Source organism: Janthinobacterium sp. GW823-FHT01H08 (assembly GCF_058797855.1).
In genome coordinates this window covers 2,090,183-2,114,485 of record NZ_CM179504.1, presented here as the reverse complement: position 1 = coordinate 2,114,485, position 24,303 = coordinate 2,090,183, and the positions used below count along the sequence as shown (strand labels likewise).

Genomic DNA, 24,303 nt, shown 5'->3' with positions numbered 1-24,303 from the left:
CATTCACCCGCCCACCAGCGACATGCGCACGGTGGGATACTGCTTGCGCTGGGCGCCGCCGGCCTGGGCCAGCGCGCCGCGCACTTCCGAGTAGCGGTCGCCACGGCGTTGCCAGTGTCGGCGCAGCACGGTTTCCAGCCCTTGCTCGGAATCCAGATGGGGCCGCAGGTCGAGGCCGTCGTGGGCGAACAAACACGTAAACAGCTTGCCATCGGACGAGACGCGCACGCGGCTGCAGTCGCCGCAGAACGGCTGCGACACGCTGGAAATGAAACCCACTTCGCCGCCGCCATCGAGATAACTGTAGCGGCTGGCCGTTTCATGCGAGATCGGCTTGCCTTCGCCCAGCGGCACGAGGGGAAATTCCGCCGCGATCAGCGCGCGCGCCGCGTCCGACGTGACGACGTGCGTGCGCGACCAGGCGCCGATGCCGCCCACGTCCATGAATTCGATCAGGCGCAGGATCACGCCCGTGTGGCGGAAGTGGCGCGCCAGCGGCACGATCTGGCTGTCGTTGACGCCTTTCTGCACGACCATGTTGACCTTCACGGGATGCAAGCCCACGGCTTGCGCTACCTCAATGCCGTGCAGCACTTTCTCGACGGGAAAATCGACGCCATTCATGCGCTGGAAGATGCCGTTATCCAGGCTGTCGAGGCTGACGGTGACCCGGTCCAGGCCAGCGTCCTTCAGCGAGCGCGCCTTGGCGGCCAGCAAGCTGCCATTCGTCGTCAGCGCGATGCTCACGGCGCGCCCGTCCGGCGTGGCGAGCCGCGCCAGGCGCTCGATCAGCTGTTCCAGGTTCTTGCGCAGCAGCGGTTCGCCGCCCGTGATGCGGATTTTATCCACGCCCAGGCGCACGAAGGCGCGCGCCATCGTCTCGATCTGCGCGAAGGACAGGCGCTCGCTCGATGGCAGGAACGGGTAATCGCTCGGGTACAGCTCGGCCGGCATGCAATAGGTGCAGCGGAAGTTGCACTGGTCGATGACGGAAATGCGCAAGTCCGTCAGGGGACGGCCCAGCATGTCCAAGCAGGGCGCGATATGGTCTGGCTGCCGGAGTGCTGGCTGCGGATACAGGATGGTGTTCATTGTGCTTCCCCCTTGATGTGCATTCGTCAGGACGTAGCATAGGGCGAATGGGGGCAGGCCAGGAGGTACAGTCCGGCGCCGGGCGATAGAGTACAGATGCGGCTTTACTCTGCCGGCGGCGGCGCGAACACGCTGGCGCACAGCTGCGCGCCCGCTTCGCTCAGCAGCGCACTGCCGCCGCCGCTCTCCGCCGTCGTCACGTTCACCAGTTGCGCGCTGGACAGCGCATTGAGCTGGCGCAACAAAGTGCTCATCTGTACCCCTGCCCGCTTGGCCAGCTTGGCCAGCGACCACGGTTTCTCGGACGCTTCCTGGCGCGCCTCCCACAGCAGCGCCAGCAGGGCTATCAGCGCCGCGTCGACTCCGTCTTCATGTTGCATATTGTTCCTCGTTGAAGGCTGGAAATGCGCAATGCACTTCCCTCGTTTGCATCATAAGTCAGCGGCATGGCGGGTGCGATGCAAATCGGCGCATGCCCATCTGTACTCTGTTTTTTTGTCCGGAACTGTGCGCCTACGGGACGGTCCGCCGCCCCTACCATGTGATTGTCCCATCGCATATCACCAGGAGAGTCATCATGAGCAAGCCAAAGTCCGACGCGCGCATCGCGCCCTATACCCATGCCGCGGCCGGTTGGGGAGCACTCAAGTACGTGGCCATCAATCTGTTCAAGGAAAAAGTCAGCGCGGGCAATTACCGTTCGCTGTTCGAGCAAAACCAGCCCGACGGCTTCGACTGTCCCGGCTGCGCCTGGCCCGACCGCGAACACGCATCGACGTTTGAATTCTGCGAAAACGGCGTCAAGGCCGTGGCCGCCGAATCGACGAGCAAGCGCGTGCGTCCCGAGTTTTTCCAGGAGCACACGGTCACGGAATTGATGGAACAGTCGGACTATGATCTGGAACAACATGGCCGCCTGACGGACCCCATGGTCTACGACGCGGCCAGCGACAAATACCAGGCGATAGCCTGGGACGACGCGTTCGCCCTCGTGGCGCACCATTTGCACGCGCTGGACGACCCGGACCAGGCCGCCTTCTACACGTCTGGCCGCGCCAGCAACGAAGCGGCCTTTTTGTATCAGCTGTTCGTGCGCGCCTACGGCACGAATAACTTCCCCGACTGTTCCAACCTGTGCCACGAAGCGACGAGCCGTGGCTTGCCGGAAACCGTCGGTATCGGCAAGGGCACGGTGCTGCTCGACGATTTCGAGCATGCGGACACCCTGCTGCTGTTCGGCCAGAACCCGGCCACCAACCACCCGCGCATGCTGGGCGAATTGCGCGAAGCATCGCGCCGCGGCGCCACCATCGTCTCCATCAACCCGCTGCACGAACGGGGCCTGGAACGTTTCACCAGCCCGCAGCATCCGCTGGAAATGCTGACGGGCGGCAGCACGAACATCTGTTCGCTGTTCATCTGCCCCACCCTGGGCGGCGACTTCGCGCTGATCAAGGCCATGGCCAAGCGCGTCGTCGAGCTCGATGATGACGCCATCGCCCACGGCCAGGAGCGCGTGCTCGACTGTGCCTTCATCGCCGAGCACACGAGCGGCTTCGACGCCTTCGCCGCCGACCTGCGCGCGGAAAGCTGGGACTTGCTGCTGGCCGAATCGGGCGTGGCGCGCGACAAGATCGAAGAATTGACGCAGATCTACGTGAAGGGCAAGGCCGTCATCGCCACCTGGGGCATGGGCGTGACGCAGCACAAGAATTCGCTGGCCACCGTGCAGATCCTGTCGAACTTGATGATGATGCGCGGCAATATCGGCAAGCGCGGCGCGGGTCTGTGCCCCGTGCGCGGCCACTCGAACGTGCAGGGCGACCGCACCATGGGCATCGAGGAACAGCCGACCAAGGAATTCCTCGACCGCCTGGGCCTGGTGTTCGGTTTTGAACCGCCGCGCCACCACGGCTACGACGCCGTCGGCACCATCGAAGCCATGCTGGAGAAGAAGGTGAAAGTGTTTGTCGCCCTCGGTGGCAATTTCTCGATGGCCACGCCGGACACGCCGCGCACCTGGGACGCGCTGCGCTCGTGCGACCTGACGGTCCACATCGCCACCAAGCTCAACCGCAGCCACCTGGTGCACGGCAAGGATGCGCTGATCCTGCCCACCCTGGGGCGCACGGAGATCGACGTGCAGCAAGGCGTGGCACAAGGCGTGACGGTGGAAGACTCGATGAGCATGGTGCACATCTCGTTCGGCATGAACCAGCCCGCCTCGCCCAATCTGCGCTCGGAAATCGCCATCGTGGCCGGCATGGCGCAGGCGACACTGGGCAGCGAGAAGATCGACTGGCTGCGCTATTCCGGCAACTATGCGCTGCTGCGCGATTCCATCGAACAAGTATTCGACGACTTTTTCGACTACAACTTGCGCATAGCCAAGCCCGGCGGCTTCCACCTGGAAATCGCCTCGCGCGAAAGGGTGTGGAAGACGGCCAGCGGCAAGGCGCAATTCCTCGTCAACGCCGTGGAACGCGATACGCCCATCCATCGTGCGCGCCAGCAATACGGCGAACGATTGATGGTGCTGATGACGACGCGTTCGCACGACCAGTACAACACGACGATCTACGCCATGGACGACCGCTACCGGGGCGTGTTCGGCCAGCGCCGCGTCGTCTTCATCAACAAGGACGACCTGGCCATGCTGGGTTTTGCGGCCGGCGACTGGGTCGACCTGATCGGCGTGTGGCATGACGGCATCGAACGCCGCGCCGACCGCTTTCTGCTGGTCGAGTACGACATTCCGCGCGGCTGCATCGGCGCCTACTACCCGGAAACCAATCCGCTGGTGCCGCTCGACAGCGTGGGCGAAGGCTCGCGCACGCCGACCTTCAAATCCATCCCCGTGCTGCTGGCGCCTTCGGCCGCCGCCAGCTGAACAGGACAACGCCATGTTCGGTTTCGATACCCTGGACCTGTCGCGCGCACAATTTGCGATGACGGCCATCTTTCACATCCTGTGGCCCATCTTGACGATCAGCCTGTCGCTGTTCCTGTTCGTCGTCGAGGCGCTGTGGCTGCGCACCAGCGACCCCGTCTACTACCGCCACGCGCGCTTCTGGAGCAAGCTGCTGGTGCTCAACTTCGCCGTCGGCGTCGTCAGCGGGATTCCCCTGGAATTCCAGTTCGGCACCAACTGGGCGCCGTTCTCGCACCATTCGGGCCAGTTCATCGGCAACATCCTCGGCTTCGAGGGCGCCATGGCCTTCATGCTGGAAGCGGGTTTCATCGGCGTCATGATGTTCGGCTGGGGCCGCGTAACGAAGGGCGTGCACCTGTTTGCCACCGGCATGGTGGCGCTCGGTTCCAGCATTTCCTCGTTCTGGATCATGGTCGCCAATTCCTGGATGCAGACGCCGGCCGGCGTGCGCGTGCTTGATGGCAAGATCATCGTCACCGATTACGTGGCCGCCATCTTCAATCCCGACATGGCCTGGGCCGTGGGCCACATGTGGGTGGCCGCCGTGGAAACGGGCTTGATCGTCATCGCCGGCATTTCCGCCTGGTATATGTTCAAGCGCCGCGAACCGGCTTTCTTCGCCCGCTCGTTCAAGCTGGCGCTGATGCTGTTGCTGGTCATCGCACCGTTGCAAGTGTGGCTCGGTGATTCGAGCGGCGTCGACGTCTTCAAGACCCAGCCCGCCAAGGGCGCGGCCATCGAAGGGCACTGGCACACGAATCGCGATGGCGAGGGGGCCGCCTGGTCCCTGCTGGCCTGGCCCAACCAGACGGAGCAGAAGAACGACTGGTCGCTCGAAGTGCCCGGCATGCTCAGCGTGATCGCCACGCATAGCGCCACGGGCAAGATCACGGGCCTGGCCGACATCGCCCGCGCAGACCAGCCGCCCATGCTGCCGCTGCTGTACTACGCGTTCCGTGCCATGGCCGGCATCGGCATATGGTTCGTGCTGCTGGCGTTCTGGACCTTCGTCGCCTGGCGCAAGGCAGGCGGCCGGGTGCAGGAGTTCGTGCGCAACCGCAAGCTGCTGCTGGCCTGGGTGCTGACGATACCGCTGCCCTACATCGCCGTCGAGTGCGGCTGGATCGTGCGCGAAGTGGGACGCCAGCCATGGGTCGTGTACGGCCTGCTGCGCACGCGCGACGCCGTCTCCGATGTGGCGGCTCACGCTGTGGCCGGCAGCATGCTGATGTTCTATGTGTTTTACATCGTGCTGTTCGTCACTTTCTTTGTATTTGCCAGGAAATGGCTGCAACAAGGCCCGGACGTGACGCTGCCCCTGCCGGACGTCGCCCATGCCGCGGGGTATTGAAATGCGCCCCCATCAATCAAGGAGTATGAGGAGTATGAAATGGATATGAATTCGCACGCCATGCTGGGCAATTCCTGGTTCGGCCTGATCGGCCTGATGCTGGTGTTTTACGTGGTCACGGACGGCTTTGACCTGGGCGTGGGCATCCTCAGCCTGTTCACGCGCCGCGAGCAGGAACGCAACCTGATCTTTCAATCTATCGAGCACGTGTGGGACGCCAATGAAACCTGGCTGGTGGTGGTGGGCGGCGCCCTGTTCGGCGCCTTTCCCAGCGCCTACGCCACCCTGCTGGAACAATTGTACATTCCCATCATGCTGCTGATCGCCAGCCTGATCATGCGCGGCGCCTCGATCGAGTTCCGCCATGCGGCCGGCAACAAGCGCCTGTGGGACGTGGTCTTCGGCGTGGGCAGCCTGCTGGCCGCCGTGGCGCAGGGAGTGGTGCTGGGTAAGGTCATCACGGGCTTGCAGCCGGGCCCGCTGAGTGCGGTCTTCACGGCCTGCACGGCGCTGGGCGTGGTGGCCGGGTACTGCCTGCTCGGCAGCACTTATCTGATCAAGAAGACGGGCGGCCAGCTGGAAGCGGCCGCGCGCCGTTACGCGACCACCAGCGTGCTGGCGACGGTCGCGGCCGCCATCGTGCTGTCAGCCGGCACCATGGTCTTCAGCGCCATCGGCCACGACCGCTGGGCGCAGCCGGGCGTGTTCGGCGTGCTGCTGGCCCTGGCCGCCGTCGCCGCCAGCGCGTTTATTTACATCCTGTGGGCCGTGCACGTGAACGGCGTGCGTGGCCCCTTCCGCGGCGCCATCGTGCTGTTTTTGGCGTCGTTCGCGGGCCTGGCCATCAGCTTCTTCCCCGATCTCGTCCCGGGCAAGCTGAGCATCGCGGCGGCCGCCTCCGATGAGCCGACCCTGATCTTCATGCTGATCGGCATGGGTTCCATGCTGCCGATCATGATCGGCTACAACCTGTTCCAATACTACGTCTTCGAGGGCAAAGTCGTGCCCCGCAAGCATTGATCGGCATCAGATCATGATCATTCGGCCTACCACCAACTGGTTCCGCATGCTGTTCGTCTGGAACGGCTCGGTGCTGCAAGCCATCATCCCGCAACTGCTGCTGATGCTGGTCGTCAGTTCGCTGGCCTTGCTGACGGACGGCCGCATCTTCGGCGTCAAGATTCCGCTCGATACGGCGCCGTTCCCCATGGTCGGCATCAGCCTGGCGATCTTTCTCGGCTTTCGCAACAACGCCAGCTATGCGCGCTTCGTCGAGGCGCGGCATATCTGGGGGCAATTGCTGATCGCCGCGCGCGCCCTCGCTTCGCAGGCGCTCACGTATTTGCCGCAGGAAACGAGCGGCCTGGACCACCAGTTGCTGCTGCGCCGCCTGATCGCCTTCGTCTACGCGCTCAAGCATCAGCTGCGCCAGACCGACCCGCAGCAAGACCTGGCGCGCTACCTGCCGGCCGAGGACGTGCAGCGCTTGCAGGGCGTCAACTTCAAGCCCGTCGCCATACTGCATGCGGTGCGCGCCATGCTGCACGACGCCGTGCAGCGCCAGCCGGGCCAGACGCAACTGCTGTGGATGCTCGACACCCAGCTCAACGACCTGGCCGCCACCGTGGCCGGCTGCGAGCGCATCAAGAACACGCCGATTCCGTATCCGTATGGCGTGCTCGTGCATCGCACCGTTTATATGTATTGTTTTTTACTGCCGCTGGGCCTGGTGGACGCCATCGGCGTGGCCACGCCCCTCATTTCCGTCTTCGTTGCCTACACCCTGTTCGCGCTGGAAGCCATCGCGCAGCAGATCGCCGAACCGTTCGGCCTGGCCCCCAACTGCCTGGCCCTGAACGCCATGACGCGCGAAACGGAACGCTCGCTGCTGGAATTGAACGGCGACCCGCTGCCGCCTTCGATACGGCCCTGCCCCCGCTATCAGATCGATTAACCGGAGAACAGCATGGACTTTGACACGACGACCATCGAACGCGACGGCTACCTGGACGTTCCCATGGTGCGCCACCAGGCGAGCGTGGCCACGGCGGGCCGCGACATGGTGGCCGAGGAGTATCCGGTGGCCCTCGTCTACAACGGCATCGCGCATGCCGTGATGATGGCCACGCCACGCGACCTCGAGGAATTCGCCGTCGGTTTCACCTTGACGGAGGGCATCGTCGGCAGCGTGCGCGACATCTACGACCTCGACGTGTGCTGCGGCGCGGACAGCGCGGAAGTGCGGCTGACCATCGCCCAGCCCGATTTGATCAAGCTCAAGGCCCGCCGCCGCGCGCTGACGGGGCGCACGGGTTGCGGCGTGTGCGGCATCGAAAGCCTGGCCCTGCTGGACCTGGTGCCGGAAAAAATTACGCGCCCCCTGCCGCCGCTGGTGGCCAGCAGCGCCATCCTCGGCCGGGCCGCGCGCGAACTGCTGCCCTACCAGGAGTTGATGCACAAGACAGGCGGCGTGCATGCGGCCGCCTGGTGCACGGCCGAGGGCGCGGTGGTAAAAGTGTTCGAGGACGTGGGCCGGCATAACGGCCTGGACAAATTGATCGGCTACCTGGCGCTGCACCGCATCGCCATGCACGACGGCTTCGTCTTCCTGTCGAGCCGCGCCAGCTATGAACTGGTGCGCAAGTCGGCGCGCATGCATATCGGGCTCGTCGCCACCATCTCGGCGCCCACCTCGCTGGCCATCCGCATCGCGCGCCAGGCCGGCATGCAGCTGGCCAGCTTTTGCCGCCGCGACGGTTTTGTCGATTACACGGCGGGCGAAGGGGAAAATAGCGGCCAGCATGCACCTTGAACAGCCGATGCTACATTCTTTGCCGTAAAGCAAGTGCACGCTTGACTTGCCCCCGCTGGCGGCTTTCAATGGCAATAGTTTCTAATCATTAACTTTGCCTGCTGCCACGCTCCTGGCGCGGCAGCGATGAAAGGATGGCGCGATGGCCCTGGCACAAGAGCAGCATCTGATGGACACGTGGCAAACGGGCGGCTTGAAGCCGCGCGCCTGCGACTGCGGCGGCACCGTCTTCACCATCCTGCACCAGCGCGTGATGGCGGACATGCGGCGCCGGCAATTTCTCGGCGGCACGGCCGCCATGCTGGCGCCGTTCATCGGCCTCGGCCTGTCCAGCGGCAACGCCATCGCCCAGCAGCCGCAAGCAGCCAACCGCCCCCTATTGCTGACCAATCTGCGCCTGTTCGATGGCACGGGCAAGGCGCCGCGCGCAGGCATCCACGTGCTGGTGACGGGGGCGACGATTACCGCCCTGCTGCCGGCCGGCGAGAAAGTCGAGGGCGCGCAAGTGATCGATTGCCAGGGCAAGCTGGTGATGCCGGGCCTGATCGACGCCCACTGGCACACCATGCTGGCCGCCATCAGCCAGGTGACGGCCATGACGTCCGACGTCGGCTATTTATATCTGGTGGCGGCGCAGGAAGCGCGGCGCACCCTGCTGCGGGGGTTCACGTCCGTGCGCGATCCTGGCGGCCCCGCGTTTGCATTGCAACGCGCCATCGATGAAGGCATCGTCGACGGTCCGCGCATCTTCCCGTCGGGCGCCATGATTTCGCAAACCTCGGGCCATGGCGACTTCCGCATGCGTTCCGATATCCCCCGCGCGGCCAACGCGCCGCTGGGCATGGCGGAAACGGCGGGCATGGCCATGATCGCCGACGGCGAAGCGGAAGTGCTGCGCCGCGTGCGCGAGCAGCTGATGCTGGGCGCGACGCAAATCAAGATGATGGCCGGCGGCGGCGTCGCCTCCATGTACGACCCGCTCGACAGCACCCAGTATTCGGAACGCGAACTGCGCGCCGGCGTGGAAGCGGCCGCCGACTGGGGCACGTATGTGATGACCCACGTCTACACGCCGAAAGGCATCCAGCGCGCCATCCGCGCGGGCGTGCGCAGCATCGAGCACGGCCAGCTGGCCGACGACGAATCCGCGCGCATGATGCGCGACACGGGCACGTGGTGGAGCCTGCAACCTTTCCTGCAAGACGCGGATGCAAACGTGTATCCCGACGCGGCGCGCAAGGCCAGCCAGGCCATCGTCTCGGAAGGTACGATACAAGCGTATGCGCTGGCGCAAAAGTACGGCATCAGGACGGGCTGGGGCACGGATATCCTGTTCAACGCGAAAAACACGCCCACGCAGGGCCGCCAGCTGGCCAAGCTCACGCGCTTTTACGATCCCCTGACCCTGCTGGCGCAGGCGACGGGGCAGAATGGACAATTGCTGGCCCTGTCCGGCCAGCGCGCGCCCTACCCGGGCGCCTTGGGCAAGCTGGCGGCAGGCGCCCTGGCCGACTTGCTGGTGGCCGATGGCGACCCCGCGAAAAACCTCGATTTCCTCGCGCATCCCGAGGAAAGCCTGTTCCTGATCATGAAGAACGGCCGCATCTACAAAGACAAATTGAGCGCGCCACTGGCAGGCTGAAGGCGGGCGCGTTGGCAACGGCGGTGGCTTGCCGCATAATGCGCCCATGTTCAAACTGACTTTTCTCGGCACGTCTTCCGGCGTGCCCACGCGCCACCGCAACGTCACGTCGCTGGCCCTGCAAACCACGCACAACCGCGACTGGTGGATGATCGATTGCGGCGAAGCCACACAGCACCGGCTGCAGCGCCTGCCCTTGTCCGTGCACGACCTGGTGGGCATCTGCATCACCCACGTGCATGGCGACCACAGCTATGGGCTGCCGGGCCTGCTGGCCAGCGCCTCCATGACGGGGCGCAAGAAACCCTTGCTGCTGATCGCCCCGGCCCCCATCAAGGCCTGGATCGACGCGACCCTGCTGCACACGGAACTGTTTTTGACGTATCCGCTGATCCACATCGACGTGGACAGCGCGCCAGTCGTGCATGCAGCAGCGGGCTTGACCGTCTCGCGCCATGCGCTGTCGCACCGCGCACCGAGCGTCGCGTATCGCTTCGCGCTGGAAACGAGCAGGTGGAAACTGGACAAGACGGCCCTGCAGGCGGCCGGCGCGCCGCCCGGCCCCGCCTGGGGGCTATTGCAGGCGGGCCAGGATGCGCTGCTCGACGATGGCACGGTCTTGCGCGCCGCCGCTTTCCGCCAGACGGAAACGCAGCGCGCCACCGTGGTGATCGGCGGCGACAACGACACGCCGTCCTTGCTGACGGACGCCTGTGACGATGCGCAACTGCTCGTGCATGAAGCCACCTACACGGAAGCCATGCTGCAGAAAGTGGGACCCGGCCCCACGCACAGTTCCGTGCAGCGCGTGGCGCAGTTTGCCGAAGCGGTCCGCGTGCCGAATCTGATTCTCACCCACTTCAGCGCCCGCTATCACAATGCGGAAGGCATGGCCGAGCTGGAAGCGGAAGCCCGGCTGCATTACTCGGGTGAACTGTTCCTGGCGCGCGATTTCGACAGCTATGAACTCGATGCAACGGGCGTGCTGACCAAGGTGCCGGCGAAATCGTCGTTCAGTGGGGATTGACGCCGTACTGCGCCGCATATTCAGTGGCCAGCGCGCGCGCCGCCTGCTGCTGTGACGGCGTGAGGATCTCCAGCAACTGGTCGCGGTTCTTGATCGATTGCGCGCTGCCTGCCTCGGCCGGCATGGCGATCCATGCGTACGCCTGCACGTAATCGAGTTCCACGCCCTGCCCTTGCGCGTACAGCAAGCCGTACTCGTTCTGCGCCGACAGGGAACCGGCCTCGGCCGCCTGCTTGTACCAGAACGCCGCCTCGGCATAGTCTTGCGGTACGCCATCGCCCTTGCGGTAGGCCTGCGCCAGGTTGAATTGCGACTGGCCATCGCCCGCCTCGGCCGCCTGGCGTCCGTACGCGAGCGATTGCGCCATGTCTTGCGCGACGCCATCGCCGCTCGCATACATCAGGGCCAGGTTGGCCAGCGACGGCGGAAAGCCCGCCTGCGCTGCCGCCGTGAACAGTTCCACCGCCTTCGGCAAGTCTTGCGTCACGCCATGGCCTTGGTAATACAGGCTGGCCAATAAATGCTGTCCCGCGGGATCGCCAGTGCGCGCCGCGGCGTCGAATTGTTTAAAGGCCTCGGCGTAATTACCGTCGTTATAAGCGAGGATGCCCGCTTCATTAAAAGATGCGCTGGAAACAGTCATGAAGATTCCTTGTTCGGGGATTTTTGGCATTGTACACAGCACTGTTACAGGCAGAATGCACGATAGAAACCGTGTGGCGCATTGCCCATATCCTGCGTTATGATCATTCTCCACCTGATGCAATCGGGGCATTGTGCCCGAAGAATAACGCCATGAAATTGATTGTTCTGCTTTTATCCCTGCTTTCCACGTCCGCTTATGGCGGCACCTTGCATCTGGATAAAGCCGCGACAGGGAAAGTACGGCAAGCGGCCGATATCCGCTATGCGAATCACGATGAAAAACAAACCTACCAGCTGAAAATCGGCAAGCAGTGGATGACTGGCAGTTGCAGCAGCAGCGGCACGGGCAATTTGCACGCGCTGCTGGCCGACATGAATTTCGATGGCCATGCCGACCTGTGGGTCACCGGCTATACGGATAGCCAGGGACGCATCCGCTGTTCCGACGTGTGGCTGTGGGATGCGCAAGCAAAACAATACAGTTTCAACAAACCCTTATCGGCCATTCCGAATCTCGATATCAGCATCGCCGGGCAAAGAATCGAAGGCGGCATCGCCAATTGCGGTTGCGCGGCGCAATGCTTTTATGAAGACAGCTATAAGTGGCAGGCTAACAAGTTAATCACCGTCGCCCGGCGCGCACAGGATTGCGAGCGCTACCGGGAATATGGATTGAACGATAAAAACGACCTGGTCATCGTCAAGGATGAAAAGATCGATAGCGGCAATCCAGGCCAGCAAGCCATCGAACATACCAACGTCGTTGACTGGCAGCGCCATGCGCAGATCATGCGCAAATCCTGGGAATAAATCCTTCACTACCATCGAATAATTCACTTACACATGACGACACATTCAGCATCAATTACTTTCCATGCAGCCAGGGCGGAAGATACCGCGGCCTTCATCGCCTTGCGCGGCAAGACACGGCAAAACGCCGTTTCCAAAGAACGCCTGGCGGAAGTGGGCATCACGGCCGACACCTGGGCCGATATGATGCGCTCGGGCAGCCTGCCCGGCCAGGTCTGCCATCACGACGGCCAGCTGGCCGGCTACTGCTTTGGCGAGCGCGACACGGGCGAAATCATCGTCCTGGCGCTGCTGCCGGAATTCGAAGGCCTGGGCATCGGCAAGACCTTGCTGGAACTGGTGATGGCCGAGCTGCGCGCGCAGGGCCACCAGCGGCTGTTCCTCGGCTGCTCCAGCGACCCCGCCTCGCGCTCCTACGGCTTTTACCGCTACCTGGGCTGGAAGGCGACGGGCGAGACGGACAAGTATGGCGACGACGTGCTGGAATTCGTGCTCAACTGACAGCAAGGGACGCCGTCGCAGCGCTTTCGTCGTCCCCTGTTATGCGCAGCTCCATCGTATTTCCCGCCGCCACTCGTGCTGTCGAGCATGACGATTTCGCGTATTGGCGACAGCCACGCCACCGTTATCAAAAAAACGCCTGTTGACAATTTCCTCCATGCATGAATTACCCACAAGGCAATCGCCTTGAAGCATGGCATTCCCGTCTGGAGCGGCATGTTCTCTCATGCCCACCGCCTCGTTGCCTCACGTTGAGCGCGTTTCCTTCCGATCATCATCTTCCGAAAACACGGAAATTTCAGCAGCATCCATTTGTAAAGAAAATCTTTACTGTTGTAAATAAGAGCAACAGTGATAGATAAAATTGACATTTCCTATATGGAAATGTTTTTATGTGTCTTCTAGGTAAAATGAATATCACATTTTACAAAAAATGACTGCAATTGAACGGTCAAACTAGATCGAGTTGGCAGGCGCGTGCCTATCGCAAGGTGCTTGTTTCAACAGTTTTTCACATATAACGGGTCCTGAGAATGACTCGTACGGAGAAGTGAATTGACTAAGAAGTTTGTTTTGAAGCGCAGCGTCGTCGCTGTCGCATTGACATTGTCCTCATCCCATATGGCGTTTGCCCAGGAAGCACCGGCAGAACCGGCATTGCAAAAAGTCCTGGTGACCGGTTCGAATATCAAGCGCACTGAAAAAGAAGGCTCCTCGCCTATCCAGACCTTGAATGCCAAGCAGATTGCCGCTACCGGCGCCAATACTGTGGCCGAACTGTTGCACTCGATTCCTGCCTTCGGATCGGGCTCGTCGGTGGACGTGACCGACGGCGGCTTTGCCCGCGGTGCGGCAACCGCCTCCATGCGTGGCCTCGGTTCGTCTTCCACGCTGATTTTGCTCAATGGCCGCCGTATCACCGCATCCGCCTATGCCGACCCGAATCAGGGAAAATCGGCCGTCTATGACTTGAACAGCATTCCCGTCTCGGCCATCGAACGCGTCGAAGTATTCAAGGATGGCGCATCGGCCGTGTACGGTTCCGACGCCATCGCCGGCGTCGTCAACTTCATTACGAAAACCAAGTACACTGGCGCCGAAATGAGCGCCAGCATCAGCGCCAACGACGACGGCGAATTTGCCCGCAAGAGCGCCAGCGGTATCTTCGGCTTTGGCAAGGACCGCTTCAATGCCTTCGTCAGCTTTGACGTAGCCAAGCGCGACAGCACCATCATCAAGAACGAAAATGACGTCGAGAAAGGCATGTATGCCGACATCAACGGCCGCCTGAACCCTTTCTCCAGCAGCCTCACCACGTCGCCTTTCTTCTACGCTGAAACGAAGCCTGGCACGAAGAACTTCGCCACCACCTACGCCCAGCGCGCGCAAATCATCAACCGCCTGGACTGCCCGGCGTCGCAGCAAATCACCGGCAACATGGCGGCGCATAACATGCTGGCAAGCGACCCGCTGGTAGGCCGCACCTTCTGCAACTTCAACATCGACGATTACGCCGAAGTGCAAAGCGCCGGCAAGGATGCCAACGTGCTGTCGCGCGCCACGTTCGAGATCAATGACGACGTGACCGCCTTTGCCGAAGCCGGCTACAGCCGTTCGGAGCGCACCTATCTGCGCGTGCCGACGGCCTTCCGCAGCACGGCTTCGACTACCGTGTATCAACTCAACGGCGCACCGCAGCAGTTCCAGATGATCTTGCCGGTAGGTCATCCTGACAATCCATTCCCGACGCAGCGCGCCGCTGTCGGCTACCGCGTCAGCGCCCCGGGCGGCGCCTCCAATCTGAACGAAAGCTATCGCTTGCTCGCTGGCGTGCGCGGCACGACAGGTGCGTGGGATTGGGAAACGGCCGTACTGTGGAACCGAGCCGAACGCACCGAAAACTGGAACGGCATGCTGTATCGTCCGACCCTGGAAAAGGTCATGACGCAGAACTGGACCCTGGCGCAGGTCAATGCCGACCCTAGCGTCACGCGTGACCTGGAAAACCGCGGCTTTGCCCAGGTAACGCAAGTCGACGCCAAGGCGAGTACCGCATTTGGCCAGCTGGCCGGCGGCCAGGTCGGCGTGGCGTTCGGCGCCGAATTCCGTCAAGAAAAAATCGGCCTGACGCCAGACATGGCGACGCAGCGCGGCGACATCATCGGCCTGGCCAACTCGTCGGCCGATGGCCAACGCAATGTCAGCTCGACATTCATCGAAGTACGCACGCCGTTTGCGAAATACTTTGAAATGGACTTTGCCGGCCGTTACGATAAATACCCTAACCTGAAGGGCAACTTCGTGCCGAAAGTCGGCGCCAAGTGGACCATCAGCGACCGCGTAGCCGTTCGCAGCACCTATGCCGAAGGTTTCCGTGCACCAGCGCTGACCCAGGTTTCGCCTGGCGGCGTGCAATCGTTCAGCAACGTGGTTGACCCGCTGCGCTGCCCGGACGGCGTCAATCCGGCCACCGGCGCGGATAAAACTGATTGCAAGAAAGGCATTTCCAGCCTATCCGCAGCCACGCCTGATCTGCGCCCTGAAACATCGAAGAGCTACTCGCTGGGCCTGATTCTGGCGCCGACCAAGGAAATCGACGTGCTGGTCGATTACTACCGCATCAAGAAAGTGGATGAAACCGCTTTGTTCAGCGCGCAGTACATGGTGGATCGCCAGGACCGCTATCCTGGCAGCGTGATACGCGATAACAATCCGGCCAATCTGGTGACCGATGCCAATGGCAACGTGGTGCCTAACTCGGGTCCGATTTCCCAGGTCAACCGTTCGTATGTGAACCAGGGCAGCACCGAAGTGCAGGGCATCGATTTCGAAGTGGCGTACCGCAAATCGCTGGGCGATCTGGGCCGTCTGACCGCCAACCTGAACTGGAGCTATCTGATGAGCTTCAAGCGCGCCGAACGTCCGGGCGAAGTGGCAACCGATACCTCCGGTGCGAACGGCGGCCTGTCCGACTATGCCACCTCGGTCGGCGACAATCCCAAGAACCGCGGCAACCTGTCGGTCAACTGGACCCGTGGCGACCACTCGCTGACGACATCGGTAGATTTCGTCGGTCCCGTATCGTTGCTGCGCCGTAGCGACAACAATGTGGTCTACGAGAAACCATACTGCCAGTACGGCGTGGGTCAGCCGAAGTCGGCATATGGGCTCGGTGGTTTGCCGAAGTACAGCAACTACATCAGCAGCTGCGACGTGAAGAGCTGGACGACGACCAATATGGCGTACTCCTACACGGGCTTCAAGGATCTGACCCTGTCGTTCAATATCAAGAACCTGTTTGATATCAAGGCGCCATATGATCCACGTTACCCAGTGGAAGGCTTCAATCCGCAGTTGCACAATGGTCAAGGCCGCTACTTCCGCATCAGCGCCAACTACCACTTCATGTAATCCTCTGCTGCCGGCGTGATGGTGCGCCAATAGCCAAGGGCTGAGTCCTGTGCTGCACAGGACTCAGCCCTTTTTAGTTTCAGATGGGGAATGCCGAAGGTCAGCCCATGCACCAAGCCCGGAATCGACAGTTTCCGCCAGGTTTCAGCCGCTGACAAGCAGTGTGCTGCCCGGCCACCGCCGGCTCAAGGCGTCTTCGTATCCTCTTCCTTGTCGGCCGCCGCCAGCCCCCAGTCATTCCAGCCTTCGCCAAACAGCTCGACCGGATGCTGCGTACGCTCGGAACCATTGCCGCAGCGCATGGCGTCCGGCGGACAATACTTGTCGCAACCCCAGCAGATGCGCTCGGGGTTCTTGGGGTTCAAGGGAAAGGGCTTGGCCATGGGGGCGATGGGGTCGGTTGAGGTCTCGTTGACGACTCTAGACCTGGCGCGGAGGACGGTCAAACGAATTTCGGTTGGGAATTTGCTTAAGTCAATTTTGCGAAGATTACTGCGGCGGCAGCTTGCACCCTGCGTGCCCCCAGAAGACCAGCGTATGTCATTCCCCCTCATAACTGCTTACCGCATCATTGGCATGACTCTTGATGACCTTCATTATTTTGGCATTGCCTTTATATTTCACCTCAAGAACTCTCTGCTGATTTTGCGCCACCTTGCAGTATTGATGTATGTTCTTGAGGAGATCATCCTGCTGCCGCTTAGGTAGCTCTCCATCAAATTCTCCCGCCAGGTGCTCACATGCTTCGGCGTTATAGATAAATCTGCTGACATCCTTAGGGAGTGGCTCGGCTGAAAAGGCAAAAGGAAGAACAAAGCAAATAGGCACTATCAGAAGAAATTTTCGCATGACTTTCCTTTAATAGCCATTATTGGACCAGTGTGGCCGGTCGCTTCCAGGCCCGCTGTATTTCTTTACCCCATATGTTGCAGCGACCGCAATAAGTTGCCTGTTCATGCCCGTCCTAGGCAAAGTGGCAATCCTCACCAGATTGCCGCTCGCATCTTTCACCTCAACCGCTCCGCTCCACAGCAAATCCATATCAATCGCCAGACCAGAATTGTGTTGCGAGCGCAGTGCGGGTTTGATGGGTAAATGATTAATCTGCAAGACAATCAACATTGCCTTTGCAGCCTTGACAGATGCGTCAATTTCGCCGTGATCCCATTCTATATGCACACCCGCCATTTTCGGGATGTGTTGGGGATCAAGCTGTTTTCTTGCGATTCTCCACGCATAATGCATCAGGTAGGAGCGCTGCGGCGGTCTGTAGGTGGCATTGATTGCAACCCTGATCCCCGCCTCTTTCATTGCATATAGAAAATCTTCTACTGCCAAACGAAAATTTCCTGACAAATCCCTGGTGTTGGTGCTGCCTGGAAATTTTCGCCCCCATTTCTCACCACTGAGTTCGTCGTTCATCTCGCCTCCATCATCATCAAATACCCTTAATTTAATGCAAACCTGGAGGGATGTTGTTGACAGAGAACAGGAGGCTTATGGCAGCGGTATCAAGTGGATATAAGCGCCTTATGACGCAGAAACGGACACTTCCAGCACGATCCGCGCGTAGCAGGCACCACCGTCAGCCGCCTGCGCCTTCATCTCGTCCAGCGCATACACCATCGTCACCGTGACGCCGGGCACGAACAGCTTGATGTCCTGCTTCCGATGCGTGTAGATGCTCTCGTCGACTGTCGAGCCATCGGTCAGACGCAAAGTGAAGCTGTTGACTTGATCGCCGCGCCGGCTATCCTGGCCCGCGAAATACGTGCGCTCGATACAGCCCGTCAACGTTTGCGTCTGGAGACGGCCAGCTTTGATGCTTTCCCACCACTCGTCGGAGGCGAACAGGCCGTGCCTGCCTTTCAGGCCCATGTGGGGCCGGGAGCTGTCGAGGGTAAGAGCCTGGGTCTTGGCCACGCGAGCGGGGTCTTGCGCCAGGGCTTCGGCGAGGGTATAGACGGGTTTCATAAGGGCACAAGCGTTCCTGGAAGCGCTCACTTAATGTTTGCGCCGAATGATAAAAGCATTGGCGGCAGGTTCAAAACCGAGCGTCGGATAGTAGGACATGGCATCAGGGGCGGAAAGCAATATCAGGGACACTTCGTCGCCGATGACGGCCTGGGTGCGCTGGACAAGCGCTTTGCCGATACCCAGGCCCTGGTATTGCTTGTCTACCGCCAGATCCGAGAGATAACAGCAATACGCATGGTCGGTCAGCGACCGGGCCAGCCCCACAAGCTGGCCATCCACCCATGCCGACAGCACCAGACAAGGCGCGGCAAACATGCGCGCGATTCGCGGGAGGTTGCTGGTGGGCCGCTTGATGCCGGATTGATCAAAGACGCGAACAACGTCCAGCGGATCAAGAGGAAAGTTATGACGATATTCGACAGTGGTGTTTTTCATTGGTTCACGGGTGTAAGGAGATGGCGCATGGGAAACCTCTGCCATGCACCTAGTATAAGCAGCGATGATCGCGGCATGTGGATGATACGGCACCGGTGACGGGGCGCCAGGAGTGCGCGCCAGAGGCGCCATGCTGCCAGCGGCCACATTGCCGGCATGCCCGTTCAGTGATTAAACCGCCTCCGATCTGCTAAAATAGTTGAAAATTTTAATAATCCGTGAATAACCTGTATTTTTTCCGACACAAGGAATGTGTTTAGCAAATGAAAGCCATTATATTCTGCACCAGCTTTATAAAAGATGCACCATCATGGGAAAGCCGGTATCAACGGTGGCTCGATTACTATAAAGACATTCCAATCGATGCAGTAAAGAAGATAATGATTGACGATGGGTCGCCATTTCTTCCGCCTGCCGACATTATCAAGACAGTTTCCCATAGCGCTCCTCTGGCTTCGAATGACGATAAAAATCTCATCATTCGCTTCGACAACAACCTGGGACGGCAAAGCGGGGCTGACTACCCCGGCTGGTGGCGCAGCTTTCTGCACTCGGTCAAGGTGGCCAATGAATTAGGCGTGGATAAAATCATCCATATCGAGTCGGACGCCTATATCATGACGCCGCGCCTGGTAAAATTCATCAATGAAATAGAATCAGGCTGGAATGTCCTGTGGTCCCCGCGCTATCGCATGCCAGAAACGGCCATTCAAGTTATCTGCAGAGATCAATTTGCAATTTTCGAGAAATTCAAGGATAACCACCCAGATTATTCTTTCCCGGATATTGCGGAAAAGTTGCTTCCTTTTACAACTGTACATAAACAGTTCAAGGGCGACCGTTACAGCGATTTCACGAAAAACAGATGGATATTTCGTTCGAAAAAATTCAACAAAATCCCCATTTTTAAACATGTTTTTTTCTGGGAAACAATCCCGCCCGATGCGGACTTCGTCACGCAAGGCATTCAGCGTCAACAATTCATGTTCAGGCGCGATGAAGTGGCTTGATTTTGTGATGGCGGGGGATATCAAACAGCCTCGGCAAGGAGTGTAAAGATGCAGCTACCGTTACGATGGAATCAACGCATGTGCGCCGCCCTTGCCGGCGCTCTTTTTCTTGCCGCTGGCATCGCCTCGGCAATCGCTGCCACGCTTGACGAAGATAGAACACGCGGTGACATACATGGCTTGTTTGAGATCAGGGAGGCCGCAGTCAAGTTCATGGCAGCAGAAAATGCCAAAAACGGCACACGGTGGCAGGTATTGGAGCCGAACCGGAAGATTCTGGTGACGAAATGCGCGCTACCTTTGCATGTGACATGGGTGCCGAAGAGCCATGGCCTGTCTGGACCGAATGTTGCTGTGAGTTGCGCCAGGACCGTAAAGCCGACAATACAACATAAATGGGAAGTGTTTGTGCCGGTCGACAAGAGGCCACAACGCGCCGCGGGTATGCCGGCAAACTCCTGAGATTCACCAACGCGACGGGCAGTTCCGTCATTTGGACACGAACGGATGCGTTGGGCGTCGTAGAAGCCGGCTCGGCGCAAAAGCTACGCAGGCCGACTCGTCAGAGGCTCGATACAGTCGATACGGTGATGACGCGGACTGATGGTTACTCTCGCCCCATGCCGCTCGGTCAACGTCTTCCCAAACGGTCATGTAACGCACAACTCGTCCCTGCCCGAGTCAAGCTCCGCCAGGGACGAGACTCAAGTACATTGGCGGCGGAACTACTCTGCCGTAGTCGGATCAATGACTGAGATGACTTCCGACACGCGGTTTGCAGGAAAGCCACCTTGCTGGGCATGTTCGCGAACCTGCGCTTCATTTTCAGCGATGTAAACACAATAGATTTTATCGCCAGTAACATAGCTTTGCAGCCATTGAATTTGTGGCCCCATCTTGTTTAAGACACTGCAGGACTTCCGCGAAATGGCTTGAAGTTCTTGCTCAGACAACTTCCCGGCCCCGGGAATATCACGCTCAATAACGTATTTTGGCATAGCGGTCTCCTTATGAGGTTTCCTGGCGAGCACGACACTCGCCGGCTACGTGCGTCACACATGCCGTGACATGTATTCGTTATATACCATGCTGGTGGGGTGGTGTTGTTGGAATTGCCATGAAATGTACTGGAGTCTGGTCTGGCATTCAGACACGGGCTGATGTGTAGTGTGCTGTGAGAGATGGCTCAGTTCAGAAGGCGGTTTTTTTATTTCCTGACGGAAGCGGTGTAATGCACACAACCGCAATTTGCATTCCCTACAAGACCACTCACTAACGATGTACCTACTTTTGTGCCGTATCTCAACAAAATTGCAGAATTTTAGTCGCTGGACTTTTTGAGCCTTACCTAATACTTCCCCAGGAAAGAGACCAACAAGAGCCTGGAATACTTAACCGTAAGACAAGTATGGGTAGGTTTGGCTACGTGTTTCCGCCCACCAAATCCCATATGGAGTCCTCCCATTAAATGAGCATTTACATGCGCTGCTTCCGGTTTGTGGAACACTTCCATGCCCGCTGCGGATGGATTTCATTCTGCGACAGCAATCCTTCTCCCCGTTTGTGTTGCACTCCTTCCGCAAAATTCTAGGGATTTCTCGCAAGTACGGCATCTTGCGTGTCGTTCAAAAACAAATCTCCTCTAAACGTGACAATCTGTGAATTTTCCCAAAAGAGAACTTGTTATCGTTACGTGCATCCCACTGAAAGTGCTCACAATTATGCAAAAATCGAAAAATTATGGCAATTATCAAAGCGGCAATAGGTGGCACATTGAAGGAGTTCAAGGCAGGTGCTAACTTGTCTGAAATTTGGGATTTCTTGAATGATCATTTTTCTGTAGCCAGTAGTGAACAGGCTGTCGTACTGATGGATGATAGCGGAACAACCATTGGAGAGATATGGGACAGTTCGCTGTACTTTGCACACTGTGAAACCCCGGCCAAAATGCGTGCGTATTTTAACCTTATTAGCTTCGACCAAAACAATTAAATTAAAATCAATGGCACCACAAGTTCCAATAAAAATATCGAACAACATGACGTCATAATTCCGAAAAATATTTATTTAAATTTATGGAGTTTAATATATGCCTTTCGAAGCCAAAGTTTATAAATTATTGATTGCCAGCCCTGGTGACGTTTCACGGGAACGGGAGGCAATCGCAGAGGTAATTTCTCGTTGGAATAGTATGAACTCTGAGAATCAGAGTGTCATGCTGATGCCTATTGGCTGGGAGACACACTCAGCGCCTTTGCTAGGGGATCGTGCACAAGGAATAATTAACGAGCAACTAGTGAGCGGCTGCGATATGCTTATAGGCGTGTTCTGGACTCGCTTAGGTTCACCTACAGGAGCCAGTGAGAGTGGAACGGTAGAAGAAATCGAATGGTTCATTAAGAATGGACGGCCTGTCATGCTTTATTTTTCTGGTCAGCAAGTGGATATTGGATCGCTGGATCTCGAGCAATTACAGGCCCTTCGTGCGTTCCAGAAAAAGATGCAAAAAATTGGTCTTACTGGAACATATCGGGATGTTACCGATTTTAAAGAACAACTCTTATCACAAATATCAATAAATGTTCAACGCCTCATAAAGAACGAACCTATACCTATACCTTCTGAAAAAGAGGCAAAGGACCGAGCCTCAAGTATTCAGAAAATAATAAAACAGGGAAAGGTTTATATGGAAGATTATGAAAAAGATGGAAAGGTAAAATCATTTCTAGTTAAAGGCGATACAAAGGAAGTAAAGGATGGCATTAAAGACCTTGGAGGAAAATGGAACTCAACTTTGGGCGGTTGGATTTTTCCAAAATCAAAAGAACTTGAAGTTGCTGACTTTATTAAAACCAACATCTAAAACAGAAGCTATTTTCATACCAAAACCACTACTCTAAAATAAACAAACTGGGATCTTATGTTACAAAGTTTCGCTGACTTCTATGGAATTCCACCGGACATCTTTGAGAAAACAGGAGCATTCGATCCAATTCTTAGCGTTGACACTCGTCTTTTTATAGATCCACGCTTAGTTCTAAAAACAACTACCCCAGAATTAGAAAATAGCTCAACCACCATATTTGATCACTTCGCAAGAGTTATGCGAGTTGTGAAACACATTGAAAAAAAGGGCGATCCATTTTGGAAGCAAGCAGATAAAATGCTCACCTTTCCGGAGGTAGATGGTCTATGTATTGGTTATGCCACAAACGGTAGTTTAGGAAGTGGGATGGGAAAAGAGCTGCGCGAAAATTTACTTGAAAACATCAAAAAAATTACAAAAGCTGGGATTGATGATCCGACAATCTTTGAACTGGTTGGAATTTTCCAAGACAAGATTGGACCAGATCGAATAAGCGATATGGTCGCCAAAATAATTATTAAGGACTTAATTTCATTTACCCAAAGGGTCTGTAGTGATTGCGGAATAATTATGCAAAGCATGACATACTCCAAGGGTATGGAACAAGAAGATTTACCAACCAACCCGCTTAATGGCAAGCCAATAATTCTTGTCCCAAAAGAAGTTTTGCGAGATTTACCTGTAGCCGAAGATTACGGGGACATTGCAACTATAATGGAACTGAATGAACATTTGCGCGATGAGTTAAATGCAATAATTGGCACATCTTTGTCATCAGCGAACTTGGCTGATAAGAAGCGCGCTTTGAGAGAAACTTTTGTTTCCCATCCGGAAGTGCTTGCTGACTTACTTACAGCTTATCTCAAGTCAGACCCGGAATTTTATGATTTTCGTAATGATCCTGCGGGGGAGGTAATTTGGTATAGAGCGTCGCGTGAGGTGATATCCATCGCACCTTTAAAGTTGGAGCTTCCAGAAAAACCAAATATAGATGATGTAGAGAAATTAGTCCGTCAAATTTGTGATCATTTCAAAAATTTAGTGGAAGATAATCAGCTTGCGCGTCTTCTATATGATGATAAAGGCGTGAGAAAACATGAATCCGCAGCTCAACTTCTTTTTTTTGGCATTGCTGAAGCTTACTGTACGGCCAATAACTTAGATATAGCTCCTGAAAGCGATGCTGGAAGAGGTCCTGTAGATTTTAAAATTAGCAGCGGTTTTGAAGGAAAAGTTTTAGTGGAAATTAAGTTGACTAGCAACAATCAACTTCGGCATGGTTTTGAGGTCCAGCTTCCGATTTATATGAAAGCCGAAAAATCAATTAGGGGGTTTTACTTTGTGATAGACAACGGGGGTTACAGCAAAGCCAGAATGGAAAAATTTAAAGAAGTAGTACAGAAGGCCCCTCGTCCTTGCCCAACGGTGATTATGATTGACGGCTCAGTAAAATTATCTGCTAGCAAGGCTAAAGAATAATTATACGGGCGCGAGCACGGGCGCGAGGGTCAGGTCCGCAATTCAGACACGGACTGATGCGTCGGGTTCTGTGAAAGCTGGCTCAGCCGAAAGCCTGATTAGAACCACGAACGCGCGCCCTCGGCGCGCGGGGCTGCCGCGCAGCGGCAGCGGTTGGAGGATTCGGGGCGGGCTGGGCTGGTAGGCCCAGCCCTTCGAATCTCACACGCAGGGCGCGAAGGTGCCCTGCTCGCTTCCGCCAAGAAATAAAAATAGCCGCCCAAGGGGGCGGCTCTTCTTTTTATTTCCTGGCGGAAGCGGTGTAATGCACATA

24 protein-coding genes are annotated in these 24,303 nt (G+C 57.8%); 15 read left to right on the top strand and 9 right to left on the bottom strand.

Annotated features, from left to right (window positions below; translation table 11 throughout):
• Nucleotides 1–3: 3 nt before the first annotated feature.
• Complete coding sequence (gene moaA, locus AC3RCG_RS09425) at nucleotides 4–1,092, bottom strand: GTP 3',8-cyclase MoaA (RefSeq protein WP_492404329.1); 1,089 nt, start codon at nucleotides 1,090–1,092, stop codon at nucleotides 4–6.
• A gap of 104 nt (nucleotides 1,093–1,196) precedes the next feature.
• Complete coding sequence (locus tag AC3RCG_RS09420; protein WP_409026866.1) at nucleotides 1,197–1,472, bottom strand: helix-turn-helix domain-containing protein; 276 nt, start codon at nucleotides 1,470–1,472, stop codon at nucleotides 1,197–1,199.
• A gap of 197 nt (nucleotides 1,473–1,669) precedes the next feature.
• Here AC3RCG_RS09420 and AC3RCG_RS09415 point away from each other — a divergent pair, with 197 nt between their 5' ends.
• From AC3RCG_RS09415 to AC3RCG_RS09385, 7 genes are all read left to right on the top strand, one after another.
• Entirely contained in the window at nucleotides 1,670–3,982 is a 2,313-nt protein-coding gene (locus AC3RCG_RS09415) for an FdhF/YdeP family oxidoreductase (protein WP_492404327.1), read from the top strand.
• Nucleotides 3,983–3,995: 13 nt separating this feature from the next.
• Nucleotides 3,996–5,375 (top strand): cytochrome ubiquinol oxidase subunit I, encoded by a 1,380-nt coding sequence (locus AC3RCG_RS09410; RefSeq protein ID WP_492404325.1) that lies wholly within the window; start codon nucleotides 3,996–3,998, stop codon nucleotides 5,373–5,375.
• A gap of 39 nt (nucleotides 5,376–5,414) precedes the next feature.
• Entirely contained in the window at nucleotides 5,415–6,395 is a 981-nt protein-coding gene (locus AC3RCG_RS09405; RefSeq protein ID WP_492404323.1) for a cytochrome d ubiquinol oxidase subunit II, read from the top strand.
• A gap of 13 nt (nucleotides 6,396–6,408) precedes the next feature.
• Entirely contained in the window at nucleotides 6,409–7,329 is a 921-nt protein-coding gene (locus AC3RCG_RS09400) for a bestrophin family protein (protein WP_492404321.1), read from the top strand.
• A gap of 12 nt (nucleotides 7,330–7,341) precedes the next feature.
• Nucleotides 7,342–8,187 carry a formate dehydrogenase accessory sulfurtransferase FdhD gene (fdhD, locus tag AC3RCG_RS09395; protein WP_492404319.1) on the top strand — a complete coding sequence of 282 codons (846 nt, stop codon included), beginning with the start codon at nucleotides 7,342–7,344 and terminating at the stop codon, nucleotides 8,185–8,187.
• A 142-nt stretch (nucleotides 8,188–8,329) separates the two neighbouring features.
• On the top strand, nucleotides 8,330–9,829 hold the full coding sequence (locus AC3RCG_RS09390) for a metal-dependent hydrolase family protein (protein WP_492404317.1): 1,500 nt from the start codon (nucleotides 8,330–8,332) through the stop codon (nucleotides 9,827–9,829).
• 46 nt (nucleotides 9,830–9,875) lie between these two features.
• Nucleotides 9,876–10,856, top strand: coding sequence for a ribonuclease Z (locus tag AC3RCG_RS09385; protein WP_492404315.1), 981 nt, complete (start codon nucleotides 9,876–9,878; stop codon nucleotides 10,854–10,856).
• Here AC3RCG_RS09385 and AC3RCG_RS09380 read toward each other — a convergent pair.
• Nucleotides 10,843–11,499, bottom strand: coding sequence for a tetratricopeptide repeat protein (locus tag AC3RCG_RS09380; protein WP_492404313.1), 657 nt, complete (start codon nucleotides 11,497–11,499; stop codon nucleotides 10,843–10,845). The genes AC3RCG_RS09385 and AC3RCG_RS09380 overlap by 14 nt on opposite strands.
• Before the next feature lie 152 nt (nucleotides 11,500–11,651).
• Here AC3RCG_RS09380 and AC3RCG_RS09375 point away from each other — a divergent pair, with 152 nt between their 5' ends.
• The 3 genes from AC3RCG_RS09375 (at nucleotide 11,652) to AC3RCG_RS09365 (ending at nucleotide 16,223) form a co-directional block, all read left to right on the top strand.
• Nucleotides 11,652–12,311, top strand: a complete 660-nt coding sequence (locus AC3RCG_RS09375; RefSeq protein ID WP_492404311.1) for an XAC2610-related protein — start codon at nucleotides 11,652–11,654, stop codon at nucleotides 12,309–12,311.
• 33 nt (nucleotides 12,312–12,344) lie between these two features.
• A complete protein-coding gene (locus AC3RCG_RS09370) occupies nucleotides 12,345–12,812 on the top strand; it encodes a GNAT family N-acetyltransferase (RefSeq protein WP_492404309.1) in 468 nt (155 codons plus the stop codon).
• Nucleotides 12,813–13,418: 606 nt separating this feature from the next.
• Nucleotides 13,419–16,223, top strand: a complete 2,805-nt coding sequence (locus AC3RCG_RS09365) for a TonB-dependent receptor plug domain-containing protein (protein WP_141750045.1) — start codon at nucleotides 13,419–13,421, stop codon at nucleotides 16,221–16,223.
• A 185-nt stretch (nucleotides 16,224–16,408) separates the two neighbouring features.
• Here AC3RCG_RS09365 and AC3RCG_RS09360 read toward each other — a convergent pair whose 3' ends face one another.
• The 5 genes from AC3RCG_RS09360 to AC3RCG_RS09340 form a co-directional block, all read right to left on the bottom strand.
• Nucleotides 16,409–16,606 (bottom strand): DUF3079 domain-containing protein, encoded by a 198-nt coding sequence (locus tag AC3RCG_RS09360; RefSeq protein WP_070224865.1) that lies wholly within the window; start codon nucleotides 16,604–16,606, stop codon nucleotides 16,409–16,411.
• A 157-nt stretch (nucleotides 16,607–16,763) separates the two neighbouring features.
• On the bottom strand, nucleotides 16,764–17,072 hold the full coding sequence (locus tag AC3RCG_RS09355; RefSeq protein WP_071650301.1) for a hypothetical protein: 309 nt from the start codon (nucleotides 17,070–17,072) through the stop codon (nucleotides 16,764–16,766).
• Between the two features lie 9 nt (nucleotides 17,073–17,081).
• Nucleotides 17,082–17,645, bottom strand: a complete 564-nt coding sequence (locus AC3RCG_RS09350) for a hypothetical protein (protein ID WP_492404307.1) — start codon at nucleotides 17,643–17,645, stop codon at nucleotides 17,082–17,084.
• Nucleotides 17,646–17,753: 108 nt separating this feature from the next.
• Nucleotides 17,754–18,197, bottom strand: coding sequence for an immunity protein RhsI2 family protein (locus AC3RCG_RS09345; RefSeq protein ID WP_492404305.1), 444 nt, complete (start codon nucleotides 18,195–18,197; stop codon nucleotides 17,754–17,756).
• Between the two features lie 30 nt (nucleotides 18,198–18,227).
• Entirely contained in the window at nucleotides 18,228–18,635 is a 408-nt protein-coding gene (locus tag AC3RCG_RS09340; RefSeq protein ID WP_070224861.1) for a GNAT family N-acetyltransferase, read from the bottom strand.
• Nucleotides 18,636–18,898: 263 nt separating this feature from the next.
• Here AC3RCG_RS09340 and AC3RCG_RS09335 point away from each other — a divergent pair, with 263 nt between their 5' ends.
• Complete coding sequence (locus AC3RCG_RS09335) at nucleotides 18,899–19,645, top strand: hypothetical protein (protein ID WP_070313006.1); 747 nt, start codon at nucleotides 18,899–18,901, stop codon at nucleotides 19,643–19,645.
• Between the two features lie 48 nt (nucleotides 19,646–19,693).
• Nucleotides 19,694–20,107: a hypothetical protein gene (locus AC3RCG_RS09330; RefSeq protein ID WP_492404302.1), complete on the top strand. Its 414-nt coding sequence runs from the start codon at nucleotides 19,694–19,696 to the stop codon at nucleotides 20,105–20,107.
• Between the two features lie 263 nt (nucleotides 20,108–20,370).
• Here the strand turns inward: AC3RCG_RS09330 and AC3RCG_RS09325 are convergent, their stop codons facing one another.
• Nucleotides 20,371–20,643: a DUF4242 domain-containing protein gene (locus AC3RCG_RS09325; protein WP_070224858.1), complete on the bottom strand. Its 273-nt coding sequence runs from the start codon at nucleotides 20,641–20,643 to the stop codon at nucleotides 20,371–20,373.
• A gap of 742 nt (nucleotides 20,644–21,385) precedes the next feature.
• On the opposite strand from AC3RCG_RS09325, the gene AC3RCG_RS09320 reads away from it, so the two are divergent.
• From AC3RCG_RS09320 to AC3RCG_RS09310, 3 genes are all read left to right on the top strand, one after another.
• Nucleotides 21,386–21,637, top strand: coding sequence for a hypothetical protein (locus AC3RCG_RS09320; protein ID WP_492404300.1), 252 nt, complete (start codon nucleotides 21,386–21,388; stop codon nucleotides 21,635–21,637).
• A 97-nt stretch (nucleotides 21,638–21,734) separates the two neighbouring features.
• Nucleotides 21,735–22,508: a DUF4062 domain-containing protein gene (locus AC3RCG_RS09315; RefSeq protein ID WP_492404298.1), complete on the top strand. Its 774-nt coding sequence runs from the start codon at nucleotides 21,735–21,737 to the stop codon at nucleotides 22,506–22,508.
• Nucleotides 22,509–22,565: 57 nt separating this feature from the next.
• A complete protein-coding gene (locus tag AC3RCG_RS09310; RefSeq protein WP_492404296.1) occupies nucleotides 22,566–23,990 on the top strand; it encodes a DUF8370 family protein in 1,425 nt (474 codons plus the stop codon).
• Nucleotides 23,991–24,303 lie beyond the last annotated feature (313 nt).